This is a genomic window from Alloalcanivorax sp. C16-1 (assembly GCF_046507805.1).
Lineage (GTDB): Bacteria > Pseudomonadota > Gammaproteobacteria > Pseudomonadales > Alcanivoracaceae > Alloalcanivorax.
Map to the genome: position 1 here is coordinate 455,319 of NZ_JBKFTK010000003.1, position 14,188 is coordinate 469,506.

A 14,188-nucleotide genomic window follows, 5' to 3' on the forward strand; every position below is an offset into this window, starting at 1 on the left:
GAGACACACCAATGAGCACTTCCGCCTACCCCCTGCACTGGCCCGAGGGCTGGCGCCGCACCCGGCCCCAGGACCGCGTACGGGCAAACTTCAGCAGCCGCCAGGACACCGGCGCCAGCTACCGCACCAAGCGGAAACTGACCATCAACGAGGGCACCACCCGGGTGCTGGATGCCCTGCGGAAAATCGGAGTCGGCGACTGGAATGTGATCGTCAGCACCAACATGCCGGTGCGCGGCGACGGGCTGCCCTACTCCAACCGCCGGGAGCCGGAGGATTGCGGCGCCGCGGTGTACTGGCGCACCGACAGCGGGCAGGCGTACCAGTGCATTGCCATCGACCAGTACGACCGGCTGGCCGACAACCTCGCCGCCATCGGCGGCACCCTGGACGCCCTGCGCGCCATCGAGCGCTGGGGCGGCGCCGCGATCCTGGAGCGGGCCACGGCCGGCCTGAAGGAGCTGCCCAGTTCCGCCAGCAACGCCGCTGGCGCCTGGTGGGTGGTGCTGGAGGTGGACCACAACGCCAACCCCAACGACGTGCGCGCGGCCTACCAGCGCCGGCGCAAGCAGACCCACCCCGACCACGGCGGCAACGCCGCTCAATTCAGCGCCGTTCAGCGCGCATGGGAACAGTATCAGGAGGCCCGCAATGACTGAAATCGTAAATGCAGAAATCACCGACGCCACCATTCGTTTCGACCGAGACATATTCCTCTGTGCCCACATCGGCCTGAGCTACGGCGACAGCACGCACCAGGGATTTGGCGGGCTGGTCCTGGGTGGCAATCCGTTCGATACGACCGTGGCGACGGCGAAGCACGCCGATCAGCCGAACATTGCAGCGGACTTCATCGGTGGCGCCATGGCCGTGGCTGGCGTCGATAGCTGGAGCAAGATGCCCGGACGAATCGTCCGCGTGAAGCGCGAAGACGGTTTCGGAGGCAAGATTCTGGCCATTGGCCACGCCACGAAAGACCGGTGGCTGGACCCTGCCGAACTGCCCGCCTTCAAGGCACTGGAGGTCCGCCATGGATAAGCTCCGCGCCGACATGGACGCCATCGAGGACAGCATCGCACAGGGCGACATGAGCGCCGCCCAGGTGTTCACCCAGATGAAGCAGATGGTAGAGGCGGCCAGCGCCCGGGACCGCCTGGCGCCGCAGGGCGAGGCCGTGAACTGGCTGGTCTGGTCGAACGAGCACAACGCTTGGTGGCGCCCGAACGCCCGGGGCTACACCCTTGAGACGACTGAAGCCGGGCGCTACACATTCGATGAAGCCCGGGATATTTGCATCAACGCCCGCCCGCGCTCCGGCGCGAAGTCCGAAGCGGAAAAAGCCGGCGACCCGCCAGAAGTGATGGTGTTGGCCCCGGAATCGCTGGGTGCAGCGGGCGCTTACGCACCAGTCGCTCTGCCTGTCGGCTTCCGCGCCTGGATGGATGCGGTGGTGACCGTCGCGAACGACACCGGCATGGCCCACGACGAAGTGATACCGACCTGGCCGCACTACACGGACGAAGACCGGCAGATGTTTGCCGCTCACCCGCCCCTGAAAGTGGGTGATGTGATGGAGCTGCACGCGCAACTTGGGGCCGCTCCCGGTGCGGACCAGGCGGATGACGGCCGGTATGGCAAGGTAATGCGCGCGCTGGCTGGCGCGTTCGCCGAAGCCGCCTGCGAGGAGCTGGCCAAGGCTTCTCATCAGATGGCGGCGCCCGAGGGGGCCGGCCTGATCCCGCTCGATCCGAGCTACACCATCCCACACGCACTGGTCACCAGCCGCATGAAAGCGGCCTGCCACGGCGAGTTCTCAATTCCCGTGGAGCAGCCAGAGGTTGGCGACGACGGGGAAGCCACCGGCGAACTCGTCACCGTGGATGTCATGGTGCCCTGGCCCACCATGAAATCGATCTACAAGATGATGGCCAACGAAGCCATGCGCGGCGTGGCCATCGCAGAGCAACACCCAGACGATGCCGCCGTGGACCGGTTCGCCGCCGCGATGAAGGCCAAGCTGGCGAAGAAGCGGGCCGATGGCCGGGGTGGTTGGCAAACCGCATCCGAGGCCCACCTGTCCGCCCTGCTGCATGAGCACGTCGCCAAGGGCGATCCGGTGGACGTGGGGAACTTGGCGATGATGCTGCACCAGAACGGGCAGCGTGTGGCCGCCGCGCCCACTCCAGACAAGCGGGAGATGGCGGTATACCGGAACGCTCTGGAGCAGATGGCGCCCTACCCAACCAGCCGCGAAGGCGAGCTGGGGTACCCTGCCTGCCGCCGGATCGCTTCCGCAGCGCTGCTCGAGGGTCGCCGAATCCGCACCGGCCAGGGGGGCAACTCATGAGGATCTATCTCGCCGGGCGCGTATCGAAGCGCCCCACCCTCCAGGAGTGGGCGGCCCTGCTGGAACAGGACGGCCACGAGATCGTGAGTCGCTGGAGCAAGCGGGACAGCGATCACACCAGCGTTGACGGGCTGTCACCGCGCGCCGCTGACGCCGAGCGCGAGCGCTTCGCCAGGGAAGACATCAACGACATCATCGCCTGCGATTGCATGCTCTCCCTGATGGAGGAGCCACGCTCCAACGGGCGAGGCGGGCGGCACCGGCGACCCCACCAACCCCGCCAACCCCTGGCGGCCACTGACCGGCCCCGGCCAAGTCCGGCCCCGGGACTGGCTGTGCTTCACCCTCGGGCGCCAGCTCATCTGCGCGCCGGCGCAAACCATCGTGAACTGCGGCGCGGCCCGGGAGGAGATCATCTACAACAGCCGGCAGAACCACTATTTCATCACCGCGATGGCCGTGGACGGCTCCAGCTCCCACAAGGGAGTGCTGGTGGCCGGTCGAGAACAGGTCACTCGGATCCAGGAGAAGGAGGCCTGATGCTGGACATGACGCTTAAGAAGACGGGCACGCTCCTGATTCATGAGGGACATATTTCCGTCAGTGGGTTCGAGGCTGCTGGCGCGAGCTGCCGCGAGACTGCCGCGCTTGCTGTTTTGTGGGCCATCGGCCTGCTCCAGCGCGAGTTGACGGAACTGGTGGGGCAACCAGGGGGCGGCGCCGTATCTATCGATCTCCCGCCAGCCGTGCACGCGGCCCTCGGCTTGCCAGAGCCATGGGACGAAGAAGAGGACGTCAACGATGACTGACCCGGTATTCAGGTTCCATATGCGCTATGTCGAACGGTCGAAAGACCTCTATTTCCACACGCGGTGGGACAGGGCCGTTCCGGCGGAGGTCCTCGGCGCCACGCGCGACGAGGCGGTGCAGAAGATGCTCGATGTCCTGGGTCCCCCGGGGGACCACAGTGAGTGGGCGATCAAGATTGATCGGATCGAGGAGCTGCCAAACCAGCAGGGCGCAGCCATGGCAGAGAGAGGGGAGCAATGAAGCCGCGTATTCTCAAGAAGCTGAGCAAGCGAGTCTACGAGATCGCGGGCGACCGGTTCGACGTGCCATACCGCGACGAGGAACCCATCGGCAGCCTGGCCTACGATTTCAAGGTCCGCCCCAAGGCGCAAGTGACCGCCAAGGCGTTCCGAGACCATTGCAACGCCATGTCCAACATCAGGGGCTGCCTGGTGGTGGGTGGCGGCCCAGACTACTGGGGCGAGTACGACGATCCTGTCACGCTGTTTGCTGCCGCAAAAGAGGCGGTGCTTTGGGAGTTTGGATTGCCCAGGTCGTGGAAAGATGCGGAAGGAGATCTACACCCTGATTGGCCTTCATGGCCTCACCGGCTGACCGGCAAAGAAGTGATCCGGCTGCTCAGGATCATGGCGGAGCCCCACCAGGGGCGCGGGGGTGGCGAGTGAACCACGTTCCGAGACACATCAGGCCCTATGTGGCGAAGCCTGGGGCTGCCAAACGCCGGACGACAAACCCCTGCGCAATCTGCGGATGGTCGCCCGACGAGGCGATACACACGAACCCGCACCTGGTCGGGCGTGGCGGCCCTTACCACGACTACGTTCCAGATGAGGCAGCCCAGTGCGGCAGGGAGGACCGCGGCGATGGATGAAATCCTGTTTGGCGCCCTGGTTTTGGGGCTGGTGATACTGGCCGGCGGGCTGGCATGGGTCCCATTCCGGGACGCACCCAGACGCCGGGGGCACCTGCGTGGCCACCAGATCCACCAGCAGGGCCAGGAATTCGTGTACGCCGACACCGGCGAGCCGACCGCCAGCACCTGGCGCCAGCGCCCGTGCGGGCACTGCGGGCGCGCCGACACGCCGGAGGGGCACGACGGCTGCCTGGGCACCGTCCCCGGGGTGATGAACGCCTGTTGCGGCCACGGCCGGCCGGAGGAGGCCTATGTTCAGTTCGCGGACGGGGCCGTGGTGCGCGGCCCCGACGCGGTGGCGATCATGCGGCGGCTGCAGCGCGCGGCCGTCAGGGCAGATGGAGAATCCGATGGGTGAGCGAGTAATCACTGAGGAGGAGCTGCTGGAGGATACCGGGTTCGCCCGCCGGGGCGACCTGCGCCGGTGGCTGGACCAGGAGAATATCCCCTACCGGGTCGGCCGGGGCGGGCGGATCTGCGGCGTCACCGTCGACGCCTACGGCGCGGCGGCGAACGATCCCCGCGGTATTGAGTTCGCCGATGGGCCGTAGTCGTGGAACGCGCCGGGACAACGCGCTGCCGGAATACGTCTACCGAATCGGCTCCAAGGACCGGGTGATCTGGCGGGAGTACCTGGGCCGGGGGCGGTTCGGCCGGTCAATCACCCTGGTCGACCCGCAGGGCCACCCGCTGCACGCCCAGGCGCCACACAGGGCAATCCTGACGGCCTACAACCGGCAGGTGGCCCAGGGCGGCACTCGGACCCTGGAATGGCTGCTCAAGGAGCACATGAAGGCACCGCGCACCCGGCCCATCGCCGAGCGCACCCGGGCGGATTACGAGCGCTACGTGGCGGCGATCTGCGAGGCTCCGGTCAAGGGCGGCTATGTGTTCGGCGACATGGATGTCCGCCGGATCAGTCGGGGCACGATGGTGCGGTACCGGGACCGGATGAAGGACACGCCGGTGATGGCCAACCGGCACCTGCAGTTCCTGTCCGCCGCATTCTCCTGGGCCATCGAGCGGGAGTACCTGGACGCCAACCCCTGCAAAGGGGTGCGCAAGTTTTCCACACCGGGCCGCACCCGGTACGTCGAGGACTGGGAGTTCGAGTTGGTCCAGCGCCTGGCACCGGACTACGTGGCCGTGGCCATGGAGTTCGCCTACCTGATGCGGGCGCGCCGCGGGGAGATCCTGGCCCTGCGGCGGGAGGATGTGGACGAGCGCGGTATCTTCCTGCGCCGCACCAAGGCCAGCGAGTCCGAAGTGACCCTCTGGTCCGACCGCCTGCAGGAGGCCTACGACACCGCCCAGTCGCTCCACCGCGGGACGATCAGCCCGTGGATTCTCCACCGCGCCGACGGCGGGCCGGTGGAGCGCGAGGCTTTCTCATCGGCCTGGGACAGGACCATGGCCAAGGCGCTCAAGAACGGCCTGGGCGAGCGGTTCACGTTCCACGATCTGAAGGCGAAGGGGCTGACCGACGACACCGAGCACTGGGCCGGCCACAAATCGGAAAGGATGCGCCAGATCTATCAGCGGCTGGCGCGGGAGAAGAAGGCCACCCGGTGATTTTTTTGATTCTCAGTTTGATACCGGGGCCCAAACGAAAAGGGCCCGCTAACTAGCGGGCCCTCGTCGTATATGGCGCACCGGGGAGGATTCGAACCCCCGACCTCCTGGTTCGTAGCCAGATGCTCTATCCAACTGAGCTACCGGTGCGGGCTTGTCGGCGTTGGCCGTCAAGAGGCGCGCATTATTCCCAATGGGCCGGGGGGAGTCAAGCCGGGGGCGGTGAATTCTTGCGCAAACAGTCGGAATTTCCGTTCAGTCGTCGGCGGTTTCCATTTGTTTTTGCAGGTAATTCTCGATGCCCACCTTGTCGATCAGCTCGATCTGGGTTTCCAGCCAGTCGATGTGTTCTTCCTCGGATTCGAGGATGCGGCGCAGCAGGTCCCGGGAGACGTAGTCGCGGACGGATTCGCAGTATTCCATGCCGTCGCGCAGGTCGGGCAGCGCCATGTGCTCGAGCTTGAGGTCGCATTCGATCATTTCACGGGCGTTTTCGCCGATCATCAGCTTACCCAGGTCCTGCAGGTTGGGGATGCCTTCCAGGAACAGGATGCGCTCCACCAGCCAGTCGGCGTGTTTCATCTCGTCGATGGATTCGTGGTATTCCTTCTCATAGAGGGCGTGAAGACCCCAGTCCTTGTACATCTTGGCGTGAAGGAAATACTGATTGATGGCAATGAGCTCGTTGCTCAAGGCCCGGTTGAGGTGTTCAAGGACTTTCTTGTCGCCTTTCATGCCGTGTCTCCGGTGCCGGGGTGCGATGGCGCCTATTGTTGTGCAATAGACCACCCCCGACAAGGGTCGTCGGCAAAAAAGTTCATTGAATACAAGTAGTTATGGAAATGAGAATCAGTCTTTGAACGATCCGCCGCGACCCGTCCCTGGCTTGGCGCGGTTCCCGTGAAGGGACCTTGCCTGGCTGGGCGGCCGGGGGCCCGGGTGGTTCCGAAGTGCGGTACGGTCAGGCGGTCCTTGGCCAGAACTGTACGACTTCACCCAGGCCGGCGGAGAGAGAAGAGGCCGCCGGCAGTGCGCTACGGGTCTCACGCAATACCTGACGGGCGTGCCGCGCACATTTAGCACACTGACTGCCAACCCCAAGTTCCCGACGAAGATCGCGCAGGCTGTCGCAACCGCTTTCGGCTGCTTCCCGTATTTGGCTGTCAGTGATGCCGTTGCAGAGACATACGTACATGGCTACGCCTACTCCTCAATCTCGGGAAACAGGCTAACCCTAATGCGAATTGTTATCAACACCTTTTATCAACGGGCACCGGACCCCGGAAACGCCACCGCCCCCGGGCAACGGGGGCGGTGGCGGCGGGACCGGTCACGGGGACCGTTCAGCTTTGCGTGCCGGAGTTGCTGTTGCTGCCGGCGGCGCTGCTGGCGGTGCTCTTCTTGGCCGCCGGGCGCTTGCGGGCGGCGGTTTTGCGGGCCGGCGTCTTGCGCGCGGTGCTCTTGCGGGCCGTGCTCTTGCGAGCGGTGGTCTTCTTGGCCGCGGTCTTCTTGGCGGTGCTCTTTCTGGCGGTGCTCTTGGCCGCGCTTTTCTTCGCCGCGCTCTTGGAGGCGGTGCTCTTCTTGGCAGTGCTCTTCTTAGCGCTGCTCTTCTTCGCCGCGCTCTTGTTCTTGGCGGCGGCCTTGCGAGCGGCGGTCTTCGCTTTCTGCTCGGCTTTCTTCTGCGCTACCTTGGCTTTCTTGGCCAGCTTGCGCTCATAGTCACGCATCTTGGTGGAGAGATTACGCTGGGCGGTGCGCAGCTTTTTCTTCTCACGGGTGACCACTTTCTTGGCGGCCTGGATCTCGGCGCGAATCACTTTGGTTTCGCCACGCAGATCCTGCAGCTTGAGCCGCTGGGTGTTCATTTTTCCACGGGCGGTGTCCACGGCGCGCTTGGCGGCGGCGGTGGCGCCTTTCTTGGCTTTGTCACGGCGAGCGGCCAGGTCGGTGCGCAGCTTGCCCAGCTTGCCGTCTTCGGTGTCGACCTTTTTCTTCTGGCGGTCCAGTCGGGCTTCCGCCTGGGCGACTTTCTTCTCCGCCTGGGTTACCGCCTTCTCCTGAAGCTTGAACTTGGATTCAGCGTTGCTGACCGACTTGGGAACAGCCGGTGCCTTGGCGGTGCTTTTCTTGGCCGCGGTCTTGGCGGCGGGGGTTTTGCGAGCGGTGCTCTTCTTACTTGTGGTCTTACGCGTAGCGCGTTTGCTCGCTGCTTTTTTTGCTGCTCGGGCCATGATCGATCTCCTAATCTATGACGTCGTTTTTCTGCGACAGTCGGAAAGTAGCATAAAAAAAAATACGTTGGTACATTATTTGATCAGGAGACGGGGCTACTAAAGTAAAAAATAAAAAAGAGGGACTTTTGAGTCCCCCTTTGCGGTCAGCGACCGCTTTCTTTTTGTGTTTTCCTGACAGTCACGAGGGCTTCGGCAGGTTCTCTTCAACGATGCGCGTCAACGCTTCGATGTGGCCCTGGTCGGCATTGAGCGCGGGAATGTATTGAAAGCGTTCACCGCCGGCGCCAACAAAGATTTCACGATTCTCCGCGTCGATTTCCTCCAGGGTTTCCAGACAATCGGCGGAAAAACCGGGGCACACCAACTGCACCGAACGCACGCCCTGCCCGGCCCAGGCCTCAAGACTTTTATCGGTGTAGGGCTGCAACCATTCCTTGGGCCCGAACCGTGACTGGAAGGTAATCGCCCATTCGTCATCGGCCAGCGACAGCCGCTCCGCGATCAGGTGGGCGGACCGGCGGCAGCGTTCCCCGTAACGATCCCCCTTATCTTCGTACTCCTTGGGAATGCCATGGAAGGAAAACACCAGCTTGTCGGCGTCGCCGTGCTGCTCACGGAAAGTGCGGATGCTGGTGGCCATGGCCTCCACCCAGGCCGGGTGTTCCCAGTAATCCCGGATCAGGGTCAGTCCGGGCAGCTCCCGACGCCCGTGCATCCAATCCGCGATCACGTCGGCCACGGCGCCGGTGGTGCTGCCGGAATATTGCGGATAGAGCGGCAGGATCACCAGCCGATCGTGGCCCTCGGCGGCCAGCTTATCGAGCAGCGGGCGCATTGCCGGGCGGCCGTAGCGCATGGCGTAATGAACCGGCATGCCCAGCCGCTCCCCCAGCGCGCGGGTCTGCTGTTCGGTGATCTCACGGATCGGCGAGTCCTGGTTCCACACCGAGGCGTACAAGCGGGCCACCCGGCGGGGCCGGAACGGCAGCACCAACAGACGCAGCACCCAGAACCACAGCCAGCGCGGTGCCTCCACCACCCTGGGGTCGGACAAAAATTCCTTCAGGTAGGCGCGCACGGCACCCGGGGTCGGGGCATCCGGCGTGCCCAGGTTGATCAGAACGATGGCGGTCTTCGGTGCGGTCATAGCTTTCCTCCTCGGCGCGGGGATCAAACCCGAGCCCGGGTCAACGGAGAGTGAGCGGCATTTTAGCGGCTAAAAAATCGGGCCCCAAGACCAGGGTCAAACGGCGGGGGGGAACGGGTCCGGAAAGCCATAAAAAAAGGGGAAGCTTCCGCTTCCCCTTTCTTCGGTTGCGTCGCCACCCCGGGTGGGCCGGCGTCAACCCTTGAGCTTGGCCATGATACGCTGGCGAATGTCCTCGACACCGCCGACGCCGGCCACGCGCACATAGGTGGGCGCGTTGGGTTCGCCGCTGTCGGCGATCTTCTTGTAGAAATCCACCAGCGGGCGGGTCTGCTCCTGGTAAACCTCCAGGCGCTTGCGCACGGTGGCTTCCTTGTCGTCGTCGCGCTGGACCAGCTCATCGCCGGTCTCATCGTCCTTGCCCTCGACCTTGGGCGGATTGTGTTTGACGTGGTAGACACGGCCGGAGGCCGGGTGCACGCGGCGACCGCTCAGGCGTTCGATGATTTCTTCATCGTCCACATCGATCTCGACCACGAAGTCGATGTTGATGTCCTGATCCACCAGCGCCTGGGCCTGGGGAATGGTGCGCGGGAAACCGTCGAACAGAAAGCCGTTCTTGCAGTCGTCCTGGGCGATGCGTTCCTTCACCAGGCCCAGAATAATGTCGTCGGAGACCAGGCCGCCGGCGTCCATGACTTTTTTCGCTTCCAGGCCCAGGGGCGTGCCCGCTTTCACCGCAGCGCGCAGCATGTCCCCGGTGGAAATCTGGGGAATGGAAAACTCGTCCTTGATGAACTGCGCCTGGGTGCCCTTACCCGCACCGGGCGCGCCAAGCAGGATGACACGCATAGGAATCTCCGATTTGCCAAGACGAGGAAGGAAGAGAGCCTTCCAAAGGGGGGCAACTGTACCGTGCGGGTCACCCTGGTACAAGCTCGGGCGACCACTCAGGGTCCCAGGTCGATGACCGCCGCCGGTTGCGCATCCAGGTCCAGGGTCTGCGGTTCACTGCCCAGACGGGCCTGTTCCACGCTGGAACCCGGGGCCGGTGTATAGCGGGCGGCCACCCGCAGCGTGTCCGGTTGTTCCGGGTAATTCTGCAGCCAGTCGCCGGCGCGCAAAGTCACCGTGACCGGGAAGGATTCCACCAGCACCCGCCGCGCCGCCAGCGGCTGGCCGCTGCCCCCTTCCGGTCGGAGAAACACGAACAGGGTGCCGCCGTCGGGCAGCTCCGGCGCGCGCACCGTGAAGGTCAGATTGTCCAGCCGCGCGCCTCGCTGCTGCTGGGCCTCGGCCCGGGCCAGCCCCTGGCGGATCAGGTCACCGGCCTCGCCATCGCCGTGGCGCACCAGCAGCGCCCGCCAGGCCTCGGCGGCCAGGTCGAACCGGCGCGCCTCGGTGGCGGCCATGGCGCGCAGCATGAGCGCCCCGTCGTGGCGCGGATTGGCTTCCAGCACCCGGCGGATCTGGGCGTCGGCCTCATCGTTGAGGCGGCCCTGGTTCTGGGCGATCAGCCCCCGCGCCAGCAGCAACCGGGCGCCGTCGTCGTCCGGGTCCAGCGCCAGGGCGCGGCGGGCCGCCTCCTGGGCCTGGGCCGGGGCGCCCAGCTGGTCGTAGAGCAGGCCCAGGGTGTACCAGCCCGGCAGCGTCGGGTCGCGCACCACCTTGGCCTGCAGCACCCGGGTCAGAGCCTGGGCGGAAATGTCATGGTCCTCCACGCCGGGGGCCTCGCCACGAATCACCCGTTCGGCCACCGCGTCGTAACGGCGCTGCTCGGACAGCCAGCCCAGGGTTTCCGGGTGCAGGCCCAGGGTCAGATAACCGAGCCCGGCCAGGGCCACCACCAGCAACGGCAGCGCCAGCCCGCTCCAGGACGTGGCGGCGCCGGCGCGCCGGCTTTCCCGCCGCCACAGCAAGAACACCACCAGTACCGCCAGCACCAGCACCAAAGGCAGAATCACGAAAACGGTCATGGGTGGTCGTCCTCCTCCAGCTCGGCACGGCGGCTGGCGCGGCGCACCAGCAGGGCAATGGCCAGGGCACCGAGCAGCAGCAGCCCCAGCGGTCCCATCCAAAGAATGGCGGTACGTTCATTGACCGGCGGCCGATAGCTGACGAAATCGCCATAGCGGTCGACGAAGAAGTTCACCACTTCCTGGTCACTGCGCCCTTCGCGGATCATGCGGGCGGTGCGCTCGCGCATGTCCCGGGCGATCTCCGCGTCGGAATCCGCGATGCTCTGGTTCTGACACTTGGGGCAGCGCAGTTCCTCGGTGAGCCGGTGGAAGCGATCCTGCTGGTCGGTGTTGTCGAACTGATAAAGATCGATGGCGGCCCGCAACGGCGAGGCCAACAGCAGCGCGCACAGCATCAGCGCCAGGGCGGGGACGGCGCGGCTCATTGCGGGCCTCCCAGCGGGTTGCCCGCCTGGCGCAGCACCGGGGCGAATTTCTCGTCCCAGGCGCGCGGATTCATCTCGCCCACATGGCGCAGCACGATTTCACCACGGGGATTGATCAGGAAGGTTTCCGGGGCACCGTACACGCCCAGATCCAGCCCCAGCTGCCCGTCGGCATCGACGATCACGTCGGTGAACGGGTTGCCGTAACGGGCCAGATAATCCCGCGCCTTGTCGTCCTCGTCCTTGTAGTCCATGCCGACGATGGGCACGCCGCGCTGGGCCAGTTCCAGCAGATAAGGATGCTCCACGTAGCAGGTCGGGCACCAGGTGCCCCAGACGTTTAGCAATTGCCATTGCCCGGTGAGCCGCTCCTCGGTGAGGGGCTCGCCGGAAATCAGCGACGGTTTGGAAAACGCCGGCACCGGTTTGCCGGCCAGCGCCGACGGCAGGTCCTCCGGGTTGCGGCCCAGGCCACTGGCCAGCAGGATCGCCAGGGCCACGAAACCGACCAGCGGCACGAACACCCACAGACCCGGGTTCTTGTTACTCATAGGCCGGTTCCTCGTCGCGGCGACCGATCTTCTTGCGGTAGCGCGCATCGGTGAGCGCCAACGCACCGCCCAGGGCCATGATCAGGGCACCCAGCCAGATCCAGCGCACCATCGGCTTGTAGTAGATGCGCACCGCCCAGGCGTCCCCCTCCAGGGGTTCGCCCAGGGCCACATAGAGGTCGCGCATCACCCGGCCGTCGATGGCCGCCTCGGTCATCACCTGGCCGCTGGCCCGGTAGGTGCGTTTCTCCGGGTTCATCTCGGTGACGGTGTCGCCGTCCCGGCTGACCACGAAGTGCCCTTTGCGGGAATCGAAGTTGGGGCCCCGGTAGGCGCTCATCTGATCGAACTCGAACCGGTAGCCACCCACTTCGGCCACGTCGCCGGGGGCCATGCGCACGTCCCGCTCCACCTCGTGGTAACTGACCACGGTGACCCCGGCCACCAGCACCGCCAGCCCGCAATGGGCCAGCACCATGCCGTAATAGCCGCGCCCCAGCTTGCCGAGACCGCCGGCCAGGCCCAGGTCGTAGGCCCGCGCCCGGCGCACCAGGTCTTCCAGATGGGAGAACACCACGAACAGGCACAGCATGATCGCCAGCACGCCCACCCAGGGGGTCGGGCCGGGCAGCCGCGCGGCCAGCCAGCCGGCCACCAGCGCCGCCGGCACCAGCCACACCAGCCGGCGTACCAGTTGCGCGCCTTCCTGGCGTTTCCAGTTGCTCATCATCCCCGGCACCAGCAGCACCATCAGCAGCATGCCCAGGGGCACGAAGAAACTGTTGAAGTAGGGGCTGCGGATCGACACCTTCATATCCAGGGCTTCGCCCAGCAGCGGATAAAGGGTGCCCATCAGCACCGCCGAGGCGGCGATCAGCAGCAGCAAATTGTTGCCCAGCAGGAAGGTTTCCCGGGACAGCCCCTTGAAGCCGCCCTTCCCTTCCAGTTGCCCGGCGCGCAGGGCGAACAGGGTCAGCGCGCCGCCGGCCACCACCACCAGGAAGCCGAGGATAAAGGCACCCCGGCTGGGGTCGTTGGCGAACGCGTGCACCGAGGTGAGCACCCCGGAACGCACCAGGAAGGTGCCCAGCAGACTCAGCGAGAAGGCGACGATGGCGAGCAGCACGGTCCAGGCGCGGAACAGATTGCGCTTTTCACTCACCGCCAGGGAATGGATCAGGGCGGTGCCCGCCAGCCAGGGCATCAGCGAGGCATTTTCCACCGGATCCCAGAACCACCAACCGCCCCAGCCCAGCTCGTAATAGGCCCACCAGGAACCCAGGGCGATGCCGACCGTGAGAAAGCACCAGGCCACCGTGGTCCAGGGCCGCGCCCAACGCGCCCAGGCCGGGTCCAGGTTGCCGGCCAGCAGGCCGGCCACGGCGAAGGCGAAGGCCACCGAGAAACCCACGTAACCCATGTACAGCATGGGCGGGTGCACGATCAGACCCGGGTCCTGCAGCAGCGGATTGAGGTCCACGCCGTCGATGGGGAACCAGGGCAGCGTGCGGTCGAAGGGGTTGGAGGTGAACAGCATGAAGGCCAGAAAGCCCACCGCGATCATGCCCATCACCGACAGCACCCGCACCACCATGTCCAGCGGCACGCGCCGGCTGAACAGGCCGACCAGGGCGCTCCAGCCCCCCAGCATCCAGGCCCACAGCAGCAACGAGCCCTCGTGGCCGCCCCAGATCGCCGACAGCCGATAACCCAGCGGCAACTCGGAGTTGCTGTGGTTGGCCACATAGGTGATCGAGAAGTCGTCAATATAGAAGCAATAGCCCAGGGCGACGATGGACACCGTCAGCGCCAGCCATTGCAGCCAGGCCAGCGGACGCGCGTAGCGCTGCCAGGCTTCCACCCGGCGATAGACGCCGATCAGGGGAAACACCGCCAGCACCAGGGCCGTCGCCATGGCCACCCACAGGGAGAGATGTCCGATTTCCGCCGCCACTTGTACCTCCGGCTCATGTGCGCGCGCATCATCGCAGATGATGACCGCTTTGCAAGTGTTCAGACACCCCCGGAAAGTCCGCCAATGACCGGCCTTTGTCCGAAACGGACAGACCTTTGATCCAGACCGGGGATATGGACATATTTTGAGACGCTTGCCGTTCGTACGGGGAGAAAGCGCTCTGATACCATGTCAAATTCGTGAAAGGTCGACACGGTGTAAACTAAGAGTCATCCGGCTTATCTATACTTATCAC

General features: G+C 65.3%; 19 protein-coding genes and 1 tRNA gene. 10 read left to right on the forward strand and 10 right to left on the reverse strand.

Features of this window, described 5'->3' with window-relative positions:
* Nucleotides 1–11 precede the first annotated feature (11 nt).
* The 10 genes from ACLD0W_RS12820 to ACLD0W_RS12865 all read left to right on the forward strand — a co-directional run bounded on the left by ACLD0W_RS12820 (nucleotide 12) and on the right by ACLD0W_RS12865 (nucleotide 5,642).
* A complete protein-coding gene (locus tag ACLD0W_RS12820; RefSeq protein WP_410307872.1) occupies nucleotides 12–659 on the forward strand; it encodes a DnaJ domain-containing protein in 648 nt (215 codons plus the stop codon).
* On the forward strand, nucleotides 652–1,038 hold the full coding sequence (locus ACLD0W_RS12825) for a hypothetical protein (RefSeq protein WP_410307873.1): 387 nt from the start codon (nucleotides 652–654) through the stop codon (nucleotides 1,036–1,038). The genes ACLD0W_RS12820 and ACLD0W_RS12825 overlap by 8 nt, the downstream gene beginning before the upstream one ends.
* Complete coding sequence (locus ACLD0W_RS12830; protein WP_410307874.1) at nucleotides 1,031–2,347, forward strand: hypothetical protein; 1,317 nt, start codon at nucleotides 1,031–1,033, stop codon at nucleotides 2,345–2,347. The genes ACLD0W_RS12825 and ACLD0W_RS12830 overlap by 8 nt, the downstream gene beginning before the upstream one ends.
* A gap of 384 nt (nucleotides 2,348–2,731) precedes the next feature.
* Complete coding sequence (locus ACLD0W_RS12835; RefSeq protein ID WP_410307875.1) at nucleotides 2,732–2,887, forward strand: hypothetical protein; 156 nt, start codon at nucleotides 2,732–2,734, stop codon at nucleotides 2,885–2,887.
* Nucleotides 2,887–3,156: a hypothetical protein gene (locus ACLD0W_RS12840; protein WP_410307876.1), complete on the forward strand. Its 270-nt coding sequence runs from the start codon at nucleotides 2,887–2,889 to the stop codon at nucleotides 3,154–3,156. The genes ACLD0W_RS12835 and ACLD0W_RS12840 overlap by 1 nt, the downstream gene beginning before the upstream one ends.
* On the forward strand, nucleotides 3,149–3,397 hold the full coding sequence (locus ACLD0W_RS12845) for a hypothetical protein (protein ID WP_410307877.1): 249 nt from the start codon (nucleotides 3,149–3,151) through the stop codon (nucleotides 3,395–3,397). The genes ACLD0W_RS12840 and ACLD0W_RS12845 overlap by 8 nt, the downstream gene beginning before the upstream one ends.
* A complete protein-coding gene (locus tag ACLD0W_RS12850) occupies nucleotides 3,394–3,822 on the forward strand; it encodes a hypothetical protein (protein WP_410307878.1) in 429 nt (142 codons plus the stop codon). Before ACLD0W_RS12845 ends, ACLD0W_RS12850 begins: the two co-directional genes overlap by 4 nt.
* A 198-nt stretch (nucleotides 3,823–4,020) precedes the next feature.
* Nucleotides 4,021–4,428, forward strand: a complete 408-nt coding sequence (locus tag ACLD0W_RS12855; RefSeq protein WP_410307879.1) for a hypothetical protein — start codon at nucleotides 4,021–4,023, stop codon at nucleotides 4,426–4,428.
* On the forward strand, nucleotides 4,421–4,621 hold the full coding sequence (locus ACLD0W_RS12860) for a DUF4224 domain-containing protein (protein ID WP_410307880.1): 201 nt from the start codon (nucleotides 4,421–4,423) through the stop codon (nucleotides 4,619–4,621). Before ACLD0W_RS12855 ends, ACLD0W_RS12860 begins: the two co-directional genes overlap by 8 nt.
* Nucleotides 4,611–5,642 (forward strand): tyrosine-type recombinase/integrase, encoded by a 1,032-nt coding sequence (locus ACLD0W_RS12865; RefSeq protein ID WP_410307881.1) that lies wholly within the window; start codon nucleotides 4,611–4,613, stop codon nucleotides 5,640–5,642. The genes ACLD0W_RS12860 and ACLD0W_RS12865 overlap by 11 nt, the downstream gene beginning before the upstream one ends.
* Nucleotides 5,643–5,715: 73 nt before the next feature.
* Here the strand turns inward: ACLD0W_RS12865 and ACLD0W_RS12870 are convergent.
* From ACLD0W_RS12870 to ACLD0W_RS12915, 10 genes are all read right to left on the reverse strand, one after another.
* Nucleotides 5,716–5,792, reverse strand: a tRNA-Arg gene (locus ACLD0W_RS12870).
* A gap of 105 nt (nucleotides 5,793–5,897) precedes the next feature.
* Nucleotides 5,898–6,377 carry a bacterioferritin gene (gene bfr, locus ACLD0W_RS12875; protein ID WP_410307882.1) on the reverse strand — a complete coding sequence of 160 codons (480 nt, stop codon included), beginning with the start codon at nucleotides 6,375–6,377 and terminating at the stop codon, nucleotides 5,898–5,900.
* Between the two features lie 226 nt (nucleotides 6,378–6,603).
* Nucleotides 6,604–6,837, reverse strand: a complete 234-nt coding sequence (locus ACLD0W_RS12880; RefSeq protein ID WP_410307883.1) for a bacterioferritin-associated ferredoxin — start codon at nucleotides 6,835–6,837, stop codon at nucleotides 6,604–6,606.
* Nucleotides 6,838–6,985: 148 nt separating this feature from the next.
* A complete protein-coding gene (locus tag ACLD0W_RS12885) occupies nucleotides 6,986–7,873 on the reverse strand; it encodes a hypothetical protein (protein WP_410307884.1) in 888 nt (295 codons plus the stop codon).
* A gap of 181 nt (nucleotides 7,874–8,054) precedes the next feature.
* Nucleotides 8,055–9,023, reverse strand: a complete 969-nt coding sequence (gene hemH / locus ACLD0W_RS12890; RefSeq protein ID WP_410307885.1) for a ferrochelatase — start codon at nucleotides 9,021–9,023, stop codon at nucleotides 8,055–8,057.
* 195 nt (nucleotides 9,024–9,218) lie between these two features.
* Entirely contained in the window at nucleotides 9,219–9,875 is a 657-nt protein-coding gene (adk, locus tag ACLD0W_RS12895) for an adenylate kinase (protein WP_410307886.1), read from the reverse strand.
* A 98-nt stretch (nucleotides 9,876–9,973) separates the two neighbouring features.
* Nucleotides 9,974–10,999, reverse strand: coding sequence for a tetratricopeptide repeat protein (locus ACLD0W_RS12900; protein WP_410307887.1), 1,026 nt, complete (start codon nucleotides 10,997–10,999; stop codon nucleotides 9,974–9,976).
* Nucleotides 10,996–11,427: a cytochrome c-type biogenesis protein gene (locus tag ACLD0W_RS12905; protein ID WP_410307888.1), complete on the reverse strand. Its 432-nt coding sequence runs from the start codon at nucleotides 11,425–11,427 to the stop codon at nucleotides 10,996–10,998. The genes ACLD0W_RS12900 and ACLD0W_RS12905 overlap by 4 nt, the downstream gene beginning before the upstream one ends.
* Nucleotides 11,424–11,978, reverse strand: coding sequence for a DsbE family thiol:disulfide interchange protein (locus tag ACLD0W_RS12910; protein ID WP_410307889.1), 555 nt, complete (start codon nucleotides 11,976–11,978; stop codon nucleotides 11,424–11,426). The genes ACLD0W_RS12905 and ACLD0W_RS12910 overlap by 4 nt, the downstream gene beginning before the upstream one ends.
* The gene (locus tag ACLD0W_RS12915; RefSeq protein ID WP_410307890.1) at nucleotides 11,971–13,932 is read right to left on the reverse strand and encodes a heme lyase CcmF/NrfE family subunit; all 1,962 of its coding nucleotides are present in this window, start codon (nucleotides 13,930–13,932) and stop codon (nucleotides 11,971–11,973) included. Before ACLD0W_RS12915 ends, ACLD0W_RS12910 begins: the two co-directional genes overlap by 8 nt.
* Nucleotides 13,933–14,188 lie beyond the last annotated feature (256 nt).

What these genes read in the sequence shown, in the direction of transcription:
- ACLD0W_RS12820 (WP_410307872.1), top strand. Translation starts at nt 12, where the DNA reads ATGAGCACTTCCGCCTACCCCCTGCACTGGCCCGAGGGCTGGCGCCGC.
- ACLD0W_RS12825 (WP_410307873.1), top strand. Translation starts at nt 652, where the DNA reads ATGACTGAAATCGTAAATGCAGAAATCACCGACGCCACCATTCGTTTC.
- ACLD0W_RS12830 (WP_410307874.1), top strand. Translation starts at nt 1,031, where the DNA reads ATGGATAAGCTCCGCGCCGACATGGACGCCATCGAGGACAGCATCGCA.
- ACLD0W_RS12840 (WP_410307876.1), top strand. Translation starts at nt 2,887, where the DNA reads ATGCTGGACATGACGCTTAAGAAGACGGGCACGCTCCTGATTCATGAG.
- ACLD0W_RS12845 (WP_410307877.1), top strand. Translation starts at nt 3,149, where the DNA reads ATGACTGACCCGGTATTCAGGTTCCATATGCGCTATGTCGAACGGTCG.
- ACLD0W_RS12850 (WP_410307878.1), top strand. Translation starts at nt 3,394, where the DNA reads ATGAAGCCGCGTATTCTCAAGAAGCTGAGCAAGCGAGTCTACGAGATC.
- ACLD0W_RS12855 (WP_410307879.1), top strand. Translation starts at nt 4,021, where the DNA reads ATGGATGAAATCCTGTTTGGCGCCCTGGTTTTGGGGCTGGTGATACTG.
- ACLD0W_RS12860 (WP_410307880.1), top strand. Translation starts at nt 4,421, where the DNA reads ATGGGTGAGCGAGTAATCACTGAGGAGGAGCTGCTGGAGGATACCGGG.
- ACLD0W_RS12865 (WP_410307881.1), top strand. Translation starts at nt 4,611, where the DNA reads ATGGGCCGTAGTCGTGGAACGCGCCGGGACAACGCGCTGCCGGAATAC.
- bfr (WP_410307882.1), bottom strand. Translation starts at nt 6,377, where the DNA reads ATGAAAGGCGACAAGAAAGTCCTTGAACACCTCAACCGGGCCTTGAGC.
- ACLD0W_RS12880 (WP_410307883.1), bottom strand. Translation starts at nt 6,837, where the DNA reads ATGTACGTATGTCTCTGCAACGGCATCACTGACAGCCAAATACGGGAA.
- ACLD0W_RS12885 (WP_410307884.1), bottom strand. Translation starts at nt 7,873, where the DNA reads ATGGCCCGAGCAGCAAAAAAAGCAGCGAGCAAACGCGCTACGCGTAAG.
- hemH (WP_410307885.1), bottom strand. Translation starts at nt 9,023, where the DNA reads ATGACCGCACCGAAGACCGCCATCGTTCTGATCAACCTGGGCACGCCG.
- adk (WP_410307886.1), bottom strand. Translation starts at nt 9,875, where the DNA reads ATGCGTGTCATCCTGCTTGGCGCGCCCGGTGCGGGTAAGGGCACCCAG.
- ACLD0W_RS12900 (WP_410307887.1), bottom strand. Translation starts at nt 10,999, where the DNA reads ATGACCGTTTTCGTGATTCTGCCTTTGGTGCTGGTGCTGGCGGTACTG.
- ACLD0W_RS12905 (WP_410307888.1), bottom strand. Translation starts at nt 11,427, where the DNA reads ATGAGCCGCGCCGTCCCCGCCCTGGCGCTGATGCTGTGCGCGCTGCTG.
- ACLD0W_RS12910 (WP_410307889.1), bottom strand. Translation starts at nt 11,978, where the DNA reads ATGAGTAACAAGAACCCGGGTCTGTGGGTGTTCGTGCCGCTGGTCGGT.